Origin of the sequence: Pedobacter zeae (genome assembly GCF_014196715.1) — a bacterium.
Lineage (GTDB): Bacteria > Bacteroidota > Bacteroidia > Sphingobacteriales > Sphingobacteriaceae > Pedobacter > Pedobacter zeae.
The window spans coordinates 597,471-609,691 of the sequence record NZ_JACIEF010000001.1; the positions used below are offsets into that span (position 1 = coordinate 597,471).

Sequence of the window (12,221 nt, forward strand, 5' to 3'; positions counted from 1 at the left end):
GTATTTTTTGCAAAAGTAAGAATTTACTTCGTCATTGTGAGGAACGAAGTAGTCATAATATCATAGAAATTGATTTTTTCGAAAGCCGGGTTTCGATTATGATTCAGCTTCTACACCTTCCTCATACATTTCGTTAATGGCCTCTGCATATTTCTTTTCTACAATACGGCGTTTAACCTTCATGGTTGGCGTGATTTCACCTTCATCGATATTGAAAGGGTTGCGTTTGATCTTAAAGTTCCTGATACGTTCAAATTTAGCCAGTTCGGTTGATATCTTTTTGATGTCCTGCTCCATCCAACTGATAATTTCAGGATTACGGATAAAAGGATCGGCTTCTTCAAAAAACGATGGTTTCAGCTTAAACGTTTCTTCCAAAGTTTCCCTGTTCGGGATAATGATGGCTGTAATAAATTCACGTTTATCGCCAATCAGGAACAATTGATCAATCTTCGGACTTTTCAGATAAATATTTTCTACAGGAGTAGGATATACGTTTTTGCCATAAGCATTAACAATCATGTTTTTCAAGCGATCGGTAATCTGCAGGTTTCCTTTATAAAAGCGGCCGATATCTCCCGTGTGGAACCACCCATCTTTGTCGATCGCTTCAGCAGTTTCAGCAGGTTTGTTAAAATAACCTTTCATTACACAGTGTCCGCGCACAATTACTTCCCCTTCGGCACATTCAAAATCTTCTTCAAAAGTATTATGCGTTTGTATGCTCAGCATTTCTTTGCTTTCTACATCCTGTATACCCACTTCTATGCCTGGAATAACACGTCCTACAGTACCATAAACCTGCCGGTGGTATTCTGTTACCGACATTACGGGTGAGGTTTCTGTTAAACCGAATCCTTCCAGGATTTTAATGCCCAGGTCGCCAAAAAACTCCCCCACATTTTTAGGTAAGGCAGCTCCGCCTGAAATCATGAATTTTAATCTTCCCCCGGTTTTTTCTTTAATTTTGCTGAATACCAGTTTCTCGGCAATTCCTTTCTTTGCCGATAAGATTAAACCCGGTTTTTCACCTGCTTCTTTAGCTACCCGGTATTTATTACCGGTTTCTAAGGCCCAGGTAAATATCCTCGCTTTGGTACCGCCTCCCGCAGTTCCTCCTTTTATTGCTTTATCGTGTATTCGTTCCAATAAACGGGGAACGCAGCTCATCACCGTTGGACGCACTTCGCCCATATTTTTCGCCAATAACTCTAAACTTTGTGCAAATGCAATTTTACAGCCCTGTGCGCAGCAAACATGATAGGTAGCCGTGCGTTCGAATACGTGCGATAATGGTAAAAACGAAAGAAAAGTTTCGGTCTGGTCGATCACCGGGATCTGTTGCAGGCAAACCTCTACATTTTTAACAAAATTATGATGGGTAAGCATTACGCCTTTGGGTGTTCCGGTAGTGCCTGAAGTATAAATTAATGAAGAAACATCCTGTGGTGATACCAGGCTTCTGCATTGGTCAATTTCGGCTCTCTCTGCAGCCGTAACCTGATGTTTAAGGGCAAGAATATCCGAAAAAGCAATTATTTCTACGTTAACATCTGCCGGAATGGCAACTTTTTCAAAATCCTTAAATGCCGGGATGATGTATTTTAATTCCTTGCAGTTGGGAGCAACTTTTAAAACTTTACGGTATAGAAAATTATTCCCGATAAGAATGGATTTTATGCCAGAATCGTTGATGATATAAGCCACTTCCTGTTCAGAGAGGGTAGGATAAATAGAGACATTGATGGCACCAATCTGCTGAATGCCCTGATCATAATAGACATATTCAGGTGAATTTTCGATCATTAAGCCCAAACGGTCGCCCTTTTTGATTCCCTTTTCTAAAAAGAATGCCGACACGGCATCTGCTCTCTTCAGGGTATCTTCGTAAGAAATTTCTGCCCATTCTGCACCTTGTTTGTGGATCAGGAAAGTTTCTCCGGGTTTATGTATATTCTTTACAACATTCCTTAATAGGGTAGGAACAGTTGAAAATTCGTTAATTAGTGGCATGCTCGTAATTGGTTCGCTGATTATAATTAACAATTATAACGCTTTTTGGTTTAAAAATACAAATTGGCTTAAGGGTTTCGTTGTTCAGGTAGGTTTAATACTGTTTTGGTTTCACTTCGATATCGTCATTTCGAGCGGAGTGAAACGAAGTCGAGAAATCTGTCTCAAGATAGATCTCTCCGCTCCACTGCGTTTCGGTCGAGATGACGACGCTTCATCTAAATCTTCGTGAAAAACGCAGAAAAACAAACCTCCAGAAACACAAAAAAGGTTCCATGAAATGAAACCTTTTTATAAAAATTAGTTCGACTCGATTAAACTGAGAAACTTTCGCCGCAACCGCAGGTACGACTGGCGTTAGGGTTTACAAAGTTAAAACCTTTTCCGTTTAAACCGTCGGTGAAATCTAATTCAGTGCCGGCCAGATACAGGAATGATTTCATATCCAAAGCGATTTTGATCCCTTTATCTTCAAAAAACTGATCACCCTTTTGCTCTTCGTTATCAAAATCCAAATTGTATGATAAACCCGAACAACCACCACCTTTTACGGAAACGCGTAAAAAATAGTCAGAACCCATTTCCGAATCCTGCATTAAGTGAGCTATTTTTTCTTTTGCTTTATCTGTTATCGTAATCATAGTATCAGGATTTGAATATCGAGTATCAAGATAAAAATCGAATCGTTGTCTCGATACTTGATACTAAATGCTTATTATTATTAGTGGTGCGATTTTTCCAGTGCAATAGCTTCTAAGCCATTTTTAACACGGTAATCATTAATCGCAGATTTAATTGCATCTTCAGCCAATACAGAACAGTGGATTTTAACCGGAGGTAAAGCCAGTTCTTCTACAATATCCATGTTATCGATGGCCAAAGCCTCGTCAATTGTTTTTCCTTTTAACCATTCTGTAGCCAAAGAAGAAGAAGCAATAGCCGAACCGCAACCAAATGTTTTAAATTTAGCATCGGTAATTACGTTGTCTTCTCCAACCTCAATCTGTAAACGCATTACGTCGCCGCACTCAGGTGCACCAACTAAGCCTGTACCCACAAATTTGCTGTCTTTATTTAAAGTACCTACGTTACGTGGGTTATTGTAATGATCAATTACTTTTTCTGAATATGCCATGATTTTATTTCTTAAGCCTCCTTTCGGAGATAATTTTATTTATTAATTATCAGTTTGGCGATTTGCCCAAGGTTTTTGGGATTAACCTTCTACCTTAAGCCTCCAGCCTTTTATCTTTCTTAGTGTTCAGCCCACTCAATTTTGCTCAGGTCGATTCCTTCTTTAAACATTTCCCAAAGTGGAGAAAGTTCTCTTAAGTGGTTAACTGCTTTTTTTGTCACTTCGATTGCCTGATCGATCTCTGCTTCTGTAGTAAATCTTCCCAAACCATAACGGATAGAAGAATGTGCTAAATCATCCGATAAGCCTAAACTTTTTAATACATACGATGGCTCTAATGAAGCAGATGTACAGGCAGAACCTGATGAAACTGCCAAATCGCTCATTGCCATCATTAAACCTTCACCCTCAACATATTTGAAAGAGATATTGGCTACATGCGGTAAACGGTGTTGTGTATTACCATTTACATAACTCTCTTCCATTTCACTCAGGCTGGATTCTAATTTATCGCGTAAAGCAGCTAAACGGATCGATTCGCTTTCCATTTCTAAACGGCACAACTCGCAGGCTTTACCTAAACCAACAATACCAGGAACATTTAAAGTACCCGAACGCATACCACGTTCATGGCCACCGCCATCCATTTGTGCAGTAACTTTAACCCTTGGGTTTTTACGGCGTACATAAAGTGCGCCAACGCCTTTCGGGCCATACATTTTATGCGCCGAAAAAGCCATTAAATCGATACCGTCTGCATTTACATCAACAGGAATTTTTCCAACTGCCTGTGTAGCATCGGTCATAAATAAAGCACCATGTTTATGGGCAATGGCTGCAATTTCTTTAACCGGTTGTATTACGCCGATTTCGTTATTGCCATACATAATGGAAACCAAAATGGTTTCAGGGGTCATGGCAGCTTCCAATTCAGCTAAATCAATTAAACCATCTTCTTTAACGCCTAAATACGTTACACGTGCACCATTTTTCTCTAAATGTTTGCAAGTATCTAAAACGGCTTTATGTTCAGTAACCGCAGTAATGATGTGGTTACCTTTATCTTTGTACATTTCAAATACACCCTTAATAGCCAGGTTATCGGCTTCGGTTGCACCTGATGTAAAAATAATTTCTTTTTCAGTACAGCCGATCAATTTGGCTACCTGCTCGCGTGCATAATCTACACCTTCTTCGGCCACCCATCCAAAGGCATGGTTACGGCTTGCGGCGTTTCCAAATTTTTCAGTAAAGTAAGGTAGCATTGCTTCCAGCACACGTGGATCTAACGGTGTTGTAGCATTATTATCTAAATATATCGGCTGTTTCATCTCTATTCTGTTAATTATAACACAAAGATACGAAAAAACTTATTTAACAATTATAAATAATAGCTATGAGCTTATAGATAAAAGCCGCATTTTTACATTCACATAACCTTCTAATCTATGAATAAGATAGAACACATCGGCATCGCGGTAAAAGACCTTAACCGTTCTATAGCGATTTATCAGAAACTGCTCAATACTGATTGTTATAAAACGGAGCAGGTGGCATCAGAATCTGTCAATACCGCTTTTTTTAAAACAGGCGAAAATAAGGTGGAGCTGCTTCAGGCTACAGCTCCCGACAGTGCCATTGCTAAATTTATCGAGAAAAAAGGAGAGGGGATTCATCATATTGCTTTCCTGGTTGATGATATCCTGGCCGAAATGGAACGTTTACATCAGGAAGGCTTTGTATTGCTTAGCGAGTCGCCCAAAAAAGGAGCCGATAATAAAATGGTATGTTTCGTACATCCAAAAGATACCAATGGTGTGCTGATCGAAATCTGCCAGGAGATTAAATGGCTGTAGGGGATGGAACGTGGAAGAGGTGAAAAGGAAGATGGTGTAATGCCTTTATTCCTTCCTTCCGATTTTTTCTGAAGCTGCCTGAAAGGTGCCAATTGAAATTATTTTTACAAACGGATGGTTCCGTATTTCATCGCACCCTGCAGTCCTGCTATCCGCTATAGTCCCGATGAAGAATCGGGAGCTGCCGCTTTTATCAGGTTTATTTAACTTCAGGCTGTGGCTTTTAGGGGAGTGTAAATTGCCTAAATCCAGTATTAACTAATCATATTCTAATAGCCCTGATCTTTAAAATCCAATAGCCATAAAAATCTTATTCTATGTCATTAATTAATATCATCAGTAAAGATTTCGATATAGCCGAAAACCTTTCCGAGAGCCGGTTGCGGGAGGTAATGGTTGATGCATTTGCCTACCTCATCGATAACGATTTCCCTAAACTGGTCCAGATTTTATATAAAGCAGATGTAGATCAGTATAAATTAAAAGAATTATTGGAAACAGCAGAAGGCTCAAGTTCTGCAGAAGTAATTGCCGACGCGTACCTTTCCCGTCAGAAAGCCAAAATAGAAACCTGGGCAAAATATAGTCAGAAGAAAGATTCGTAGATTTATTCCTGTGAAGGATTAAAGCGGTTGTACATGTCCATATCAAAAAATGAAACAGAGTTGATCTTGTCGGCCTTTAATACAAGATCTGTTTTCAGTTCGTCGGTATTCGCTACCGAACCATCTTCGATATAACTGGCATAAACCGTTAAATACTGGGTGGTAAAAACCAGTTCCTTATCATCGGCCTTGCGGTAGCCGCTAAAAGCTGGTGTAATGCGGATATAACTTGTAGTAAAGGGTTTAGGCAGTTCTTTTACCCAGCCGATATAAAATTTACCACTGTCCATGGTAAACTGTAAGAGGTGTGCATCAAAAAAAGACGAACTCAGTAATAACTCAAATTCATTTCCTGAAGTAGATATGGCTCTTTTAATGGCTTTTAGCCTGTCGATAAACAGATTGGCGATTTCTGTTGCAATTACAGCAACAAATAATGACATGCTGGTGGTGCCGAAATACGGGGTATGAATGGGAAGTAATTTGCTGAGGTGTATCATGGTTTCAGGCCAGATGGCAATCAGGATTGCCCTTAACAAAAAACATGCGCCCAATAAAAGAATGCCTGCAAAAGCTGAATTTAATAATATCCGCTGGCTTTCGAGCCGGTATTGCACATACCTTAGGTACCTGAACCTGATTAGAATATAGTAGCCGCCTACAAGAGGGAACAAAAGTAGGTTAAAAGGCATCTATAAGGCTATTTCTTGTTTTTATCCTTCTCTATTTTTTTAAAAATACTCGATTCCATTAAGGAGCTTACCATTTGGATAATCCTTGGCTGGGCAAAAAAATCGGGACTTTTGATATAGAGCTTTCCACTGCTATTGGTGTGGATAATGCCATCTAATTCGCCATGTTTTCTCATACCTCAAATTTAAACATATTTTTTAAATATCTGAAAAACAATATTAAGTTCAAAAAAGTTTGATTTAACCGGCGGATGTTTAAGTATCTTTTGGTTGTTTAAGATGTAAGAACCATATAATTTAAAAAACTTTATTTAGGCTTGTAAATCAAAAATAAAATTAAGATATTTGCATCCTCTAAAACAGAGGTAGAAAAGACTAATAGGAAATATCATAAGCGTTGTTGCCAGCAAATTGCAAAAACGTTCTTGATGCTTTCACACAAATAACTAAAAATAATATTCAAATGAAAAAAGATTTGCACCCAACAAGCTACAGACCAGTTGTTTTCAAAGATATGTCTAACGAGTATGCTTTCTTAACAAAATCTTGCGTAGATACTAAAGAAACAATTAAATGGGAAGATGGTAATGAATATCCTCTTTATAAATTAGAGATCTCTCATACTTCACACCCTTTTTATACTGGTAAAATGAAATTGGTTGATACTGCAGGACGTATCGATAAATTTAAAAACCGTTACGCTAAGAAATAATTTAAGCTGTAAAAAGCATTTTTTGAAGTCCCTTTGCCAAAAGCATCGGGACTTTTTTTATTTTTGCTACTTATGACAATCAATCTTTTTGATGATGCCAGTTGGACGTCGCTCCGTCCGCTTACTTTTACCAGGCCTGTGGCTGATTTGCGTGTGGGTATTTTAACCATTGCAGAAAAATGGGGTAGCTATTTAAATGCCGATTTTGGTTTTTGTACCCAGGATTACCTTTCCGTAAAATTTGCACCAAAACCCAATGCCGGTTTATTTATAAACGGTTCTGTTTGCCCGGATGAAGCTTTGCTTAATGCTGTTTCTAACCTTAAAACTGGCGAAGCACTTTATAAAAAAGAGGTTGTTATAGCTTATATTGCCGATCAGCATAACCTTAAAGCGGTTAAAACGCTAAAGCCGATTGAATATTCAGGTGATATTGTACAGATCGTTTATCCTGAAAATATCTTCGGCCATAACCCGGCTGAAATCAGAAAAGATTTTAAATTGTTGACCCAGGGGCGTACTTCTGCAAGCATCAGTAGCACCAATCAATTGCTCGGCGACGATATTTTTCTCGAAGAGGGGGCCAAAGTTGAATGCAGTGTGCTCAATAGCGGTTATGGTCCGATCTATATCGGTAAAAATGCCGAAATATGGGAAGGCTCTTTAATCAGGGGATCTTTTGCACTTTGCGAAAATTCATCGGTAAAAATGGGGGCTAAAATATATTCGGGTACTACCATCGGTCCGAATAGCCGTGCCGGCGGCGAAATTAATAACGCCGTAATCTGGGGAAACTCAGCCAAAGGCCATGAAGGTTATCTGGGTAATTCGGTTATGGGTGAGTGGTGCAATATCGGCGCCGATACCAACAACTCGAATTTAAAAAACAACTATGCTGAAGTAAAACTTTACGATTACGAAAGCGAAAAAATGCGCAATACCACTCTGCAGTTTTGCGGATTAATTATGGCCGATCATGCCAAAAGCGGTATCAACACGATGTTTAATACCGGCAGTGTGGTAGGAGTTGGAGCCAATGTTTTTGGTGGCGGTTTCCCGCCACACCACATCGCCGATTTTAGTTGGGGCGGTGCTGCTGGTTTCGATACCTATAAGTTGCACAAAATGTTCGAAACAACCGAAAAGGTGTTTGCAAGAAAGGATGTAGCCTTTAATGAGGTTGAAAAAAACATCCTGACCAAAGTATTTGAATTAACCGAATCGTATAGGCGATTTTAACCATGAGGAAATATAAAGCTAATATTACAAAAAAAATTAATGCATCTATTTTAGATTACGGACTCTTTTTTGTCTGTTTTGTTGCTTATCTTATTTTTTTTGGAGATCATACTGAAGAAGGAAAATATGCCATATCAGGAAGTGGTGTTTTGCCTGTTTTTATCTTTTGGTTACTTTATTTCGTGGTTGCAGAAGGTATGTATGGAGCTACGTTAGGGCATCAATCATTTAATTTAAAAGTTGTAACCTTGCATGGCGAAAAAATTGGATTTACCCAGGCAGTTAAACGACGTTTTTTTGACCCTATCGACTTTTTTTGCTTTGGGTTCATTGCATTTCTTCTTGTTAAAAATTCAGAAAAACATCAGCGGGCGGGTGATGCATTTGCAAAAACACTTGTAATTGACATAACAGATCCCGAACAAAATTTAGGACCAATAAGACCTTTTAATTAAAATAAAACTAATACAAAATGAGAAAAAAGATTGTTGCCGGTAACTGGAAAATGAACTTGGACTACAACGAGGGTATTTCGTTGTTCAGCGAAATCGTAAATATGGTTAAAGATGAGCGCAAAGGCGATCAGTTGGCCATTATTTGCTCGCCATTTATTCATTTAAACAGCTTGGCAAAATTGGGGGGTAACGATGTTAAAATTGGCGCTCAAAATATCAGCGATAAAGAAAGTGGTGCTTACACCGGCGAAACTTCTGCTAAAATGGTAAAATCTGTTGGGGCAGAATATGTAATTTTAGGTCACTCAGAACGCAGGCAATATTTTGCGGAAAGTGATGAATTATTGGCTGTAAAAACTAAAGCTGCTTTGGCACATGGCTTAACTCCAATCTTCTGTATTGGCGAAACTTTGGATGAACGTAATAACGGCAGCTATTATGAAGTATTGAAAAAGCAACTGGTAGAAGGCCTTTTTGGTTTAACAGAAGAAGATTTCAGGAAAATCGTCATTGCATACGAACCGGTTTGGGCTATCGGAACCGGTTTAACCGCTTCACCGGAGCAGGCACAGGATATCCATGCTTTCATCCGCAGTGAAATTGAGGCAAACTATGGTTTCAATGTAGCTGATGATACCACCATTTTATATGGCGGTAGCTGTAACCCAAGCAATGCGGCAAGTTTATTCTCTCAAAAAGATATTGATGGTGGACTGATTGGTGGTGCATCGTTAAAATCACGTGATTTTACAGATATTATTAAAGCATTAAACAGCTAAATGCAATACATTAAAGCAATTTTTACATTCAAAGGTATCGAGGATTATCAACAGGATTTGCTCATCAGCGATCTTGCCGATTTGGGCTTCGATACTTTCGAAGATAGTGAGGGCGGTTTTACGGCTTTCGTAATCAAGGATAATTTTAATGAGCAGGAATTAAAAGAACTACTCGCAAATTATAGCGAAGAATTTGCCACAGATTATACCCTGGAAGACGTTGCCGATGAAAACTGGAATGCCGAATGGGAGAAAAACTTCAGCCCGCTGATTATTGATGATGTATGTTATGTAAGGGCAACCTTTCATGAGCCACAACCATCATATCCTTATGAGATCGTGATCGATCCGAAAATGGCCTTTGGTACCGGCCACCACCAAACCACCACAATGGTGATACAGTATATTTTAGCTGCCGACCTGAAAGATAAAAATATCCTTGATATGGGCTGTGGAACCGGAATCTTAGCGATTCTGGCAGCAAAACTGGGTGCTAAAAGTTTGATGGCCATCGATTATGATGATATCTGTTATGAAAGCACGGTAGAAAATGCCGCCCTTAACCATGTAAATAACTTAAAGGCGCTTTGTGGGAGTAAAGAGGTCATTCCTGATGATGAATATGATGTTATTTTCGCCAATATCAACAGGAATATCCTTTTAGATCAGATCCACCGTTATGCCGAAGTTTTAAAAAACGGGGGCAAAATCTTCTTCAGTGGCTTTTATTTGGATCCTGATCTTGGAATGATCACGGCCGAATGTGCTAAATATGGCATTAAATACGTTGATCATAAACAGAATGGTGATTGGGTAGCCGCACAGTTTGAGAAAAATGGGTAAGGTTAAAAGTTAGACGGTTGACGGTGAGAGGCTAAAGAACTTAGATGTTTGCCCTTCGGTCTTATGTCTCAAATCTCGCATCTCAAATCACCTCTCTAAAACAAAAAAATATGCGCATACATTTTATAGCGATCGGTGGGAGTGCCATGCATAACCTGGCCATCGCCTTACATAAAAAAGGGTACCGGATTTCAGGTTCCGACGATGTGATTTTTGAGCCTGCGAAATCGCGTTTGGATAAATATGGTTTATTGCCGGCTGAAATGGGCTGGGATGAAAACCGGATATCCAAAGATTTAGATGCCGTAATTTTAGGCATGCATGCCCGGATTGATAATCCTGAATTATTGAAAGCGCAGGAATTAGGTGTTAAAATCTATTCCTACCCTGAATATATTTACGAGCAGAGCAAAAATAAACTTCGTGTAGTAATTGGCGGCAGTCATGGTAAAACGACCATTACCAGCATGATTTTGCATGTGTTAAATTATTACAAACGTGATTTCGACTATCTTGTTGGTGCACAGCTGGCCGGTTTTGAAACCATGGTAAAAATTACAGAGGAAGCACCTGTAATGATTATAGAAGGTGATGAATATTTATCTTCACCGATTGATAGAAGGCCTAAATTTCACCTGTATAAAGCCAATGTTGCCGTAATCAGCGGTATTGCATGGGACCATATCAATGTGTTTCCCACTTATGCCGATTATACCTTGCAGTTTGATAAATTTATTGATACCATTGAAACTAATGGGACTTTAATTTATTGTAAGGCAGATGCTGATTTAAACCAGATTGTAGCATCATCAAAAGCGAATATTAACAAAATCGGTTATACCATCCCTGAACACGAAATCAGGAATGGAATCACTTACCTGATGCCGGAACAAACCGCGTTAGAGATTTTTGGGGATCATAACCTGATGAATCTGAATGCGGCTAAACTGGTATGTGCCCAGTTGAACATTTCAGAAAATGAATTTAATGTGGCCATTGCTTCCTTTACCGGGGCTGCTAAGCGTTTAGAAGTTATTGCTGCGGATGAATCGACCAATGTATACAAGGATTTTGCACACTCGCCCTCAAAGTTGAAGGCAACCATAGAGGCGGTAAAAACGCAGTTTACCCACCGTAAACTGGTTGCCTGTATCGAACTGCATACTTTTAGCAGCTTGAATAAAGATTTTCTGAAAGAATACGCAGGTGCGATGGATAAGGCAGATGAAGCTATTGTATTTATTGATATTAAATCATTCGAACAGAAACGTATGGAACCTTTTTCAGAGGATGATGTGCAACAGGCTTTTGCTAATCCAAAACTGAAATTTTTTAATGATGCGGCAAAGTTGAAAAGTTACCTGCTCAGCTTAAATTATAAGGATACCAATCTTTTGATGATGAGTTCTGGTAATTATGCAGGTTTTGATCTGCCTGAATTGGCCGCGGCTTTAAAAAAATAGATATGAGACCCGAGATATCAGATATGAGATACTGAACTTCTTCCAAATCTCACATCTGGTATCTCAAATCTAAAAATTATGAAAAGCATCGGAGATCGCATTAAACAAAGCAGGATTGCCTTAGGTTTAAGTCAGGCTGATGCTGCTAAAAAATTAAATATTTCTACTCCGGCTTTCTGTAAAATTGAGACAGGCCAAACAGATCTCAACATTTCCCGTTTACTCCAGATTGCCAAAATTTTTAAAGTTCCGGCTGTGCAATTGATCGATGATAAAGCTGCTGCTACTGATCCATCGGCAGAACTGGCTGCGCTCAAAAAAGAACTCATCGAAAAAGAAGAGGAAATTAATAAACTACGTAAAAAAGTAATTGATCTCTACGATAAACTTGGCATATAAAATTTGGTTTACTATGTGTTGTTCCGATTA

General features: G+C 38.9%; 15 protein-coding genes. 9 read left to right on the forward strand and 6 right to left on the reverse strand.

The genetic code is table 11. The annotated features are described in order from the left end of the window. Window positions 1–96: 96 nt before the first annotated feature. The 4 genes from GGQ60_RS02405 to GGQ60_RS02420 form a co-directional block, all read right to left on the reverse strand. Window positions 97–2,013, reverse strand: coding sequence for an AMP-dependent synthetase/ligase (locus GGQ60_RS02405; RefSeq protein ID WP_183759797.1), 1,917 nt, complete (start codon window positions 2,011–2,013; stop codon window positions 97–99). Window positions 2,014–2,327: 314 nt separating this feature from the next. Continuing rightward, on the reverse strand, window positions 2,328–2,654 hold the full coding sequence (locus tag GGQ60_RS02410) for a HesB/IscA family protein (protein WP_183759798.1): 327 nt from the start codon (window positions 2,652–2,654) through the stop codon (window positions 2,328–2,330). Window positions 2,655–2,734: 80 nt separating this feature from the next. Next, on the reverse strand, window positions 2,735–3,148 hold the full coding sequence (gene iscU / locus GGQ60_RS02415; RefSeq protein WP_039476200.1) for a Fe-S cluster assembly scaffold IscU: 414 nt from the start codon (window positions 3,146–3,148) through the stop codon (window positions 2,735–2,737). 119 nt (window positions 3,149–3,267) lie between these two features. Next, window positions 3,268–4,479 (reverse strand): IscS subfamily cysteine desulfurase, encoded by a 1,212-nt coding sequence (locus tag GGQ60_RS02420; protein WP_183759799.1) that lies wholly within the window; start codon window positions 4,477–4,479, stop codon window positions 3,268–3,270. 117 nt (window positions 4,480–4,596) lie between these two features. Between GGQ60_RS02420 and mce the strand changes: the two genes are divergently transcribed. Next, on the forward strand, window positions 4,597–5,004 hold the full coding sequence (gene mce, locus GGQ60_RS02425) for a methylmalonyl-CoA epimerase (RefSeq protein WP_183759800.1): 408 nt from the start codon (window positions 4,597–4,599) through the stop codon (window positions 5,002–5,004). A 317-nt stretch (window positions 5,005–5,321) separates the two neighbouring features. After that, window positions 5,322–5,609 carry a hypothetical protein gene (locus tag GGQ60_RS02430; protein ID WP_183759801.1) on the forward strand — a complete coding sequence of 96 codons (288 nt, stop codon included), beginning with the start codon at window positions 5,322–5,324 and terminating at the stop codon, window positions 5,607–5,609. 2 nt (window positions 5,610–5,611) lie between these two features. On the opposite strand, the gene GGQ60_RS02435 is transcribed toward GGQ60_RS02430, so the two are convergent. Continuing rightward, complete coding sequence (locus tag GGQ60_RS02435; protein ID WP_183759802.1) at window positions 5,612–6,301, reverse strand: hypothetical protein; 690 nt, start codon at window positions 6,299–6,301, stop codon at window positions 5,612–5,614. An 8-nt stretch (window positions 6,302–6,309) separates the two neighbouring features. Then, window positions 6,310–6,477, reverse strand: coding sequence for a hypothetical protein (locus GGQ60_RS02440; protein WP_183759803.1), 168 nt, complete (start codon window positions 6,475–6,477; stop codon window positions 6,310–6,312). A gap of 287 nt (window positions 6,478–6,764) precedes the next feature. Here GGQ60_RS02440 and GGQ60_RS02445 point away from each other — a divergent pair, with 287 nt between their 5' ends. The 7 genes from GGQ60_RS02445 (at window position 6,765) to GGQ60_RS02475 (ending at window position 12,191) form a co-directional block, all read left to right on the forward strand. Beyond that, window positions 6,765–7,013, forward strand: a complete 249-nt coding sequence (locus GGQ60_RS02445; protein WP_025142617.1) for a type B 50S ribosomal protein L31 — start codon at window positions 6,765–6,767, stop codon at window positions 7,011–7,013. 72 nt (window positions 7,014–7,085) lie between these two features. After that, window positions 7,086–8,252 carry a putative sugar nucleotidyl transferase gene (locus tag GGQ60_RS02450; protein ID WP_183759804.1) on the forward strand — a complete coding sequence of 389 codons (1,167 nt, stop codon included), beginning with the start codon at window positions 7,086–7,088 and terminating at the stop codon, window positions 8,250–8,252. 2 nt (window positions 8,253–8,254) lie between these two features. Then, a complete protein-coding gene (locus GGQ60_RS02455; protein WP_183759805.1) occupies window positions 8,255–8,707 on the forward strand; it encodes an RDD family protein in 453 nt (150 codons plus the stop codon). 17 nt (window positions 8,708–8,724) lie between these two features. Further along, window positions 8,725–9,486, forward strand: a complete 762-nt coding sequence (tpiA, locus tag GGQ60_RS02460) for a triose-phosphate isomerase (RefSeq protein WP_183759806.1) — start codon at window positions 8,725–8,727, stop codon at window positions 9,484–9,486. Then, complete coding sequence (gene prmA / locus GGQ60_RS02465) at window positions 9,487–10,329, forward strand: 50S ribosomal protein L11 methyltransferase (RefSeq protein WP_183759807.1); 843 nt, start codon at window positions 9,487–9,489, stop codon at window positions 10,327–10,329. It begins immediately after the preceding gene. A gap of 110 nt (window positions 10,330–10,439) precedes the next feature. Continuing rightward, the gene (locus GGQ60_RS02470) at window positions 10,440–11,792 is read left to right on the forward strand and encodes a UDP-N-acetylmuramate--L-alanine ligase (protein ID WP_183759808.1); all 1,353 of its coding nucleotides are present in this window, start codon (window positions 10,440–10,442) and stop codon (window positions 11,790–11,792) included. A 78-nt stretch (window positions 11,793–11,870) separates the two neighbouring features. Beyond that, a complete protein-coding gene (locus tag GGQ60_RS02475) occupies window positions 11,871–12,191 on the forward strand; it encodes a helix-turn-helix domain-containing protein (protein ID WP_183759809.1) in 321 nt (106 codons plus the stop codon). Window positions 12,192–12,221 lie beyond the last annotated feature (30 nt).

Coding starts and splice junctions, on each gene's coding strand:
- GGQ60_RS02450 (WP_183759804.1), top strand. CDS start 7,086: ATGACAATCAATCTTTTTGATGATGCCAGTTGGACGTCGCTCCGTCCG.
- GGQ60_RS02470 (WP_183759808.1), top strand. CDS start 10,440: ATGCGCATACATTTTATAGCGATCGGTGGGAGTGCCATGCATAACCTG.
- tpiA (WP_183759806.1), top strand. CDS start 8,725: ATGAGAAAAAAGATTGTTGCCGGTAACTGGAAAATGAACTTGGACTAC.
- GGQ60_RS02445 (WP_025142617.1), top strand. CDS start 6,765: ATGAAAAAAGATTTGCACCCAACAAGCTACAGACCAGTTGTTTTCAAA.
- GGQ60_RS02475 (WP_183759809.1), top strand. CDS start 11,871: ATGAAAAGCATCGGAGATCGCATTAAACAAAGCAGGATTGCCTTAGGT.
- GGQ60_RS02405 (WP_183759797.1), bottom strand. CDS start 2,013: ATGCCACTAATTAACGAATTTTCAACTGTTCCTACCCTATTAAGGAAT.
- GGQ60_RS02410 (WP_183759798.1), bottom strand. CDS start 2,654: ATGATTACGATAACAGATAAAGCAAAAGAAAAAATAGCTCACTTAATG.
- mce (WP_183759800.1), top strand. CDS start 4,597: ATGAATAAGATAGAACACATCGGCATCGCGGTAAAAGACCTTAACCGT.
- GGQ60_RS02430 (WP_183759801.1), top strand. CDS start 5,322: ATGTCATTAATTAATATCATCAGTAAAGATTTCGATATAGCCGAAAAC.
- prmA (WP_183759807.1), top strand. CDS start 9,487: ATGCAATACATTAAAGCAATTTTTACATTCAAAGGTATCGAGGATTAT.
- GGQ60_RS02420 (WP_183759799.1), bottom strand. CDS start 4,479: ATGAAACAGCCGATATATTTAGATAATAATGCTACAACACCGTTAGAT.
- GGQ60_RS02435 (WP_183759802.1), bottom strand. CDS start 6,301: ATGCCTTTTAACCTACTTTTGTTCCCTCTTGTAGGCGGCTACTATATT.
- iscU (WP_039476200.1), bottom strand. CDS start 3,148: ATGGCATATTCAGAAAAAGTAATTGATCATTACAATAACCCACGTAAC.
- GGQ60_RS02440 (WP_183759803.1), bottom strand. CDS start 6,477: ATGAGAAAACATGGCGAATTAGATGGCATTATCCACACCAATAGCAGT.
- GGQ60_RS02455 (WP_183759805.1), top strand. CDS start 8,255: ATGAGGAAATATAAAGCTAATATTACAAAAAAAATTAATGCATCTATT.